This window comes from Streptomyces sp. NPDC096040, assembly GCF_040303265.1.
In the GTDB taxonomy this organism is placed as follows: Bacteria; Actinomycetota; Actinomycetes; order Streptomycetales; family Streptomycetaceae; genus Streptomyces.
The window spans coordinates 1-5,805 of the sequence record NZ_JBEOTA010000078.1 but is presented as its reverse complement, the minus strand read 5'-3'; the positions used below and the strand labels follow the sequence as shown (position 1 = coordinate 5,805).

6 protein-coding genes are annotated in these 5,805 nt (G+C 68.1%); 3 read left to right on the top strand and 3 right to left on the bottom strand.

Annotation, left to right across the window (positions count from 1 at the left end):
• Positions 1-706: XdhC family protein (locus ABTY98_RS41905; protein ID WP_352226427.1), on the top strand; the 706-nt coding region annotated here is incomplete at its 5' end.
• Positions 707-1,075: 369 nt separating this feature from the next.
• Here ABTY98_RS41905 and ABTY98_RS41900 read toward each other — a convergent pair.
• Both ABTY98_RS41900 and ABTY98_RS41895 read right to left on the bottom strand, forming a co-directional pair.
• Positions 1,076-2,194, bottom strand: a complete 1,119-nt coding sequence (locus ABTY98_RS41900; RefSeq protein WP_352226426.1) for a fatty acid desaturase family protein — start codon at positions 2,192-2,194, stop codon at positions 1,076-1,078.
• A gap of 7 nt (positions 2,195-2,201) precedes the next feature.
• Complete coding sequence (locus tag ABTY98_RS41895; protein ID WP_352226425.1) at positions 2,202-3,266, bottom strand: ferredoxin reductase; 1,065 nt, start codon at positions 3,264-3,266, stop codon at positions 2,202-2,204.
• A gap of 87 nt (positions 3,267-3,353) precedes the next feature.
• On the opposite strand from ABTY98_RS41895, the gene ABTY98_RS41890 reads away from it, so the two are divergent.
• On the top strand, positions 3,354-4,493 hold the full coding sequence (locus ABTY98_RS41890) for a PucR family transcriptional regulator (RefSeq protein WP_352226424.1): 1,140 nt from the start codon (positions 3,354-3,356) through the stop codon (positions 4,491-4,493).
• Positions 4,490-4,618 (top strand): hypothetical protein, encoded by a 129-nt coding sequence (locus ABTY98_RS41885; protein WP_352226428.1) that lies wholly within the window; start codon positions 4,490-4,492, stop codon positions 4,616-4,618. Before ABTY98_RS41890 ends, ABTY98_RS41885 begins: the two co-directional genes overlap by 4 nt.
• Positions 4,619-4,988: 370 nt before the next feature.
• Here the strand turns inward: ABTY98_RS41885 and ABTY98_RS41880 are convergent, their stop codons facing one another.
• Positions 4,989-5,609, bottom strand: a complete 621-nt coding sequence (locus ABTY98_RS41880; RefSeq protein WP_352226423.1) for a hypothetical protein — start codon at positions 5,607-5,609, stop codon at positions 4,989-4,991.
• Positions 5,610-5,805 lie beyond the last annotated feature (196 nt).

Here is a 5,805-nt window from a genome sequence, read left to right as displayed (position 1 = left end):
CTGGTGTGGGCGTAGGAACTCCCATCATCCCAGGTCAGCAGGCACCTCTTCTCTTTTCATCGCCCAAAAACCGAGTATCACGCGGTGGATCCAGGCTGAGAAGCTGTCGGTCCTCGTCCATGTCCACGCGTCCCGGCCGCGCATGCTGATCTTCGGCGCGGTCGACTTCGCCGCCGCCCTCAGCCGGATCGGACACCTCCTGGGCTACCGGGTCACCGTGTGCGACGCCCGCCCGGTCTTCGCCACGGCGGACCGATTCCCCGAGGCGGACGACGTCGTGGTCGACTGGCCCCACCGGTACCTGGAACGCACCCAGGTCGACGCCCGCACCGCGATCTGCGTCCTCACGCACGACGCCAAGTTCGACATCCCCCTGGTGCGCCTCGCCCTCGACCTGCCCGTCGGCTACGTCGGCGCGATGGGATCCCGGCGCACCCACGACGAACGCCTTCGACGCCTGCGCGAAGCCGGTGTGCCCCAGGCCCGGCTGGCCCGGCTGCGCTCACCGATCGGGCTCGACCTCGGCGCCCGCACACCCGAGGAGACAGCCGTCTCCATCACCGCGGAGATCATCTCCCACGCCAACCACGCCACCGGCCTGCCCCTGTCCGACGGCGCGGGGCCGATTCATGAACCGCTCGTCCGACGCCAGGCCGACGGTCGGAGCACCCCCTACCTTGCCGCACGCGTCGGCGTGGACCGCTGAGGCCAACCGATCGGCCTGCGCACGGCGGGTCCAAATGCCTTCTCGGGGAGGGGCCCCCGTCCCGCTATAAGTCGATCGCCCGCTTCTGTGGCTGGCACGGGAGGGCGTCGAGAGCATGACGACGGCTGAGTCGGCGGGAACCCAGTCGAAAGATCGTGTAGATGAGGGTGAGGTTGTGACGCTCAATTGACGCTCCAGCGCTGGGCAAGCCCTCCCGACACCCGGGAAAGGGCCTCTGAACTGCACGTTTCTTCATCAGTGCCATCCGAACATGTTCCCGATGACGCATCACGTGGAGTGCGTGGCGATTCTGGAGCCTGCGGACAAGGGCGCCTGACCTCGGGTTCGTGAGCCAGGCGCTTGTAACAATCAGGCGGCGACGAGCTCCTGCTCCCGGTCCGGCGTCTTGACCTCGGGCTTCTTGTTCGGCAGCGAGAGCCGGAAGACCTTGCGCCACGCGGAGAACACCTGCTTGGGCAGCGGTCCGGTGACGTACTCCAGCTCGTATTTCTCGAACAGCGCGCGCACCTTCACCGCGACCTCGGCGTACCGGTTGCTCGGCAGGTCCGGGAACAGGTGGTGCTCGATCTGGTGCGACAGGTTGCCGGTCATGAAGTGCATGGCCCTGCTGCCGCTGATGTTCGCCGAGCCCATCATCTGGCGCAGGTACCACTGGCCGCGCGTCTCGTCCTTGATCGACCGGCGCTCGAAGACCTGTACGCCCTCGGGGAAGTGTCCGCACATGATCACCGAGTGAGACCAGATGTTGCGGACCAGGTTCGCGGTGAACGTGGCGGCGAGCGTGGGGAGGAACGACGGGCCCGACAGCATCGGGTGGAGCACGTAGTCCTTGAGCACCTGCTTGCGGATCTTGCGGCCCACGGCCTTGGCCCGCGCGCGGAACTCCGGGTTCTTGCGGCGCCGCTTGTGCAGGTTCTTGCCGAGCTCCAGGTCGTAAGCTGCGATGCCGTACTCGAAGAAGCAGGCGTTGATGAAGTTCCACAGCGGCTGGCCGAGGTGGAACGGGTGCCACTTCTGGTCCTCGTCGACGCGCATGATGCCGTAGCCGAGGTCGTTGTCCTTGCCGATCACGTTGGTGTACGTGTGATGCAACTCGTTGTGCGAGTGCTTCCACTGCTCGGACGGCGAGACGTGATCCCACTCCCAGGTGGTGGAGTGGATCTTCGGGTCCCGCATCCAGTCCCACTGGCCGTGCAGGACGTTGTGGCCGATCTCCATGTTGTCCATGATCTTCGCCACGGACAGACCGGCGGTGCCGAGCAGCCACGCGGGCGGGAAGATCGAGAACAGCAGCACGCCCCTGCTGACCAGCTCGAGCTTGCGCTGCGCCGAGATGACCTTACGGATGTAGGCGGCGTCTTTCTCGCCGCGTCCTGCGATCACTTCGTCGCGGATCGCGTCCAGCTCGTGGCCGAGCTCCTCGATCTGCTCCGCCGTCAGGTGGGCGGTGGGGTCGATGGCGGTCAAGGTGCTCCTACCGTTCGATGTCGCAAGGGCCCGCCGCGGCGGACACACAGGTCTGGATGAGGACGCCCGGCTCGGCCTCGGTGATCTCGCCGGTGCGCAGGTCGCGGACGGCGCCCGCCTTGAGCGGCGTGACGCAGCCGAAGCAGATGCCCATGCGGCACCCGGAGGGCATGAGCACGCCGGCCTCTTCGCCGATGTCCAGCAACGGCGTGGCGCCGTCCGCGTCGACGGTCTTGCCGGTGGCGCGGAACGTGACCTCGCCGCCGCCGCATCCGTCGCCGGCGACGAGGATGCCGGGGCGGAAGCGTTCGGTGTGCAGGCGCTCTGGGACGCCGTGCTCGGTCCAGTGGTCTTCGGCGGCGTCGAGCAGGCCCGCGGGTCCGCAAGCCCAGGTCTCGCGCTCGGCCCAGTCGGGCACGAGTTCGTCGAGACGGGCGATGTCGAGCATGCCGTCCGTGGCGGTGTGCACCTCGGTGAGCCGAAGCTTCTTGGCCGCGACCAGGTCGTGCAGTTCGTTGCGGAAGATCACGTCTTGCGGCTGTGGCGCGCAGTGGACCATGGCGACGTCGTCGAACTCGGTGTCGCGCAGCATGGCCATCACGGGCGTGATGCCGCTTCCGGCCGTCAGGTAGAGCACCTTGGCGGGCTTGGCCTGCGGCAGCACGAAGTCACCGGTCGCCTGGTCGAGCTGGATCAGCGTGCCCGGTTTCGCCCTGCGGACCAGGTGGTTGCTGACCTTGCCGTCCGGGATCGCCTTCACGGTGATCGTGACGCGGCCGTCCTGGCGGTTCGTCGGCGAAGTGAGGGAGTAGGCACGCCACAGGCGCACGCCGTCGACGTCGACCCCGATCCGCACGTACTGACCGGCTGTGTGGCCGCGCCAGCCCCGCCCCGGCCTGATCACGATGGTCGCGGCGGCACCCGTCTCGGGGTGCACGGCCTCGATGCGCCCACGCAGGTCAGCGCCCGCACGCAGTGGGCTGACCAGGTCGAGGTAGTCCGACGGCAGCAGCGGCGTCGTGACCATCTCCAGCAGTTTCCACGCCCTGCTGCGGAGGGCTGCACTTCTCATGCCTCCAGCTTGCTGCGCCTCAAGGCGTAAAGTCCTGACCGCAGGACGTAAATCTGGTCGGCTGAATTGTTCGCAGGGAACAAAGACGTGAGCCATGCAATCCGGAGGGCCAGCGAACTGACCCTGGATGAGACGACGGTCACCGCACTGAGGGCCGCGCTGAAGACCACCGCCGACGAGGTCGTCCAGGCGATCATCGACGAGGTCCCTCCCTACGCCAACGCCCTGTCGGGCCACATGGGCGCCACCATCCGCCGAGCCGTCCGCACCGCCCTGGGGCACTACCTGGACCTCGCGAGCGGGAACGCCACGGGCGGCGACGCCGGTGACGCAGCCTACGAGCTGGGCCGCGGCGAGGTGCGCGACGGCCGTTCGATGGACGCCCTGCTCAGCGCCTACCGCGTCGGCGCCCGCGTGGCCTGGCGATGCCTGGCAGCGGGTGCCGTACCCGCAGGTCTGCCCGCCGCCGAGGTCGCCAAGTTCGCCGAGCTGACCTTCGCCTACATCGACGAGCTCTCCGCCGCGAGCGCCGCGGGCCACGCCGACGAACTGGCCGCCCGGGGCAGGGCCCACGAGCGCCATCTGGAACACCTGGCCCGCGACCTCCTCGCCGGCGCGAGCCCGGACGTGCTGCTGGCCTCTGTTCAACGGGCCGGGTGGCAGCCTCCGGTTTCGCTGACCGCGGTCCTGCTGCCCGCCGCCCAGGCCCGGCCTGCCTACCGCGCGCTCGACCCGAGCACCCTCGTCCTCGACGATCTGCCGGACGCCACCGGTGCGCTGCTCGTCCCCGATGCCGACCGATCACATCTCTTGCGGCAGCTGACCGACCGCACCGCCGTGGTCGGCCCGGCCCGGCCATGGACTCGTGCGTCCGCCTCGTACGCACGAGCCATACGCGCGCGCTCCCTCTCCTCCGACATCCGCGACACCGAGGACCACCTGCCCGAGCTGGTGCTGAGCGCCGACGCGGAGGCGTTCGCAGACCTGCGTGCCCGAGCCCTCGCACCGTTGCGGACCTTGCCTGTCGCGACCGCACGGCGGCTGGAGGAGACGTTGCGGGCGTGGCTGCTGCACCAGGGCAGGCGGGACGAGGTGGCGGCGGCGTTGTTCGTCCATCCCCAGACAGTCCGGTACCGGATGTCGCAGCTGCGGGAGCTGTTTCCGGATCTCGCATCGCCATACCGGGTCCTTGAACTGACGCTGGCGGTCGGTCTTCGGGCCAGTTGACGCGTCCTTCGACCGTCCACGAACTCCCGGCGGACCCCGGCATCGTGCTCGGTGTCTACCTGGACGTCCTTGCAGCCGGGACGGTTCGGGTGAGCGACGCGATCAAGGTGCAGCAGGTCGGCTGACAGGGAGCGTTCCACCACGAGTCGCCCACCTGCCGATCCGTCAGGCCCGCGTTTCGCACGACCAGCCACACCCGTTCGCGACTGAGCGGGAGTTGGCCGAGGAGGACGCCGGTCGCGTCGAGCAGGGTGTTGGCGAAGGCTGGAGCGACCGGGTTGAAAGGGCGGACTGTCGGCCGTGACGCCCGTTTGACTCCCTGGGCACCCACATGCATGGCGATGGGCCAGGAAATGGGATCTGACCTCGGGATTTCCGAAGATCGCTCAGGTCGACATCTTTCCGATGACCCACCAGGTCGGTGTGCCGCGATTGAACCGGTCGCGAAGAGCTCCTGAACTGCGGTTGTGGGCGCACAATGTGCGGTGCGGGCGTTCAGTAGGTGGGACCGTAAGGGCTCCAGTGCCCGAGGAAGGGTTTCAGGTCGTCGGCTTGTGGCTTGGGAATGTCGGGCAGCCGGGGCGGTGTGTTCAATGGGTCGAGGCGCTCAACGGTGGCCGCTGCCCAGCTGATCCATTCCTCGGCGTCGGTTCTGGCCTGGCCCGGAGGCATGGCCTCGACTCGCGTGTGTACGGTGCTCACGTATTGGGTCAGTCGGGTGGCGTGGCGCCATGCCGCTTCCTGAGCTTCTAGGTGCCTGACGCGGTACGCCTCCGCGTACCGGATGCGGGCTTGTTCCATGGCGGCTTCCCAGCGGATGCGCTTCTGGCGTGCCGCTTCGGCCTCGTCCTGGCGTCTGCGTTCGGCGGCTTGGCCGCGAAGCGTGACCTCCTGTGCGATCTCGGCGAGCCGCTCTTCGAGGGCGTGGCCGGGAGCGTCGGCCCATTCGCTCGCCCGGTGTGGCTGGCCGCCGCTGAGGACAAAGCGGATGCGCTCGGATGAGGTGTAGTCGAAGCGGGGGATCCTGACCCAGGAGTGCTTTTTGGCCTCGGCGAGTTCCTTCTCGGTGGCGACGTGCTCAGCCCGGTCTTGTTCCTGGAGGACGAGAAACCCCACGGGCTGGCTCTGTGCGGTGATGGTGAAGTGAGGATGTGCCCTGCGGCGGCGATGAGACGGGGGCGCGAAGCCGGTCTGCCCCGCCGAGCAGGTCTGTCCTTCGGAACCTGTCAAAGCGATCAAGGCAGGTAGATCGTTCTAACGCTGTGCTGGGATCAGCGGGCCGTCTGGTGCCGGCTGGTTGATCCAGGCCGCT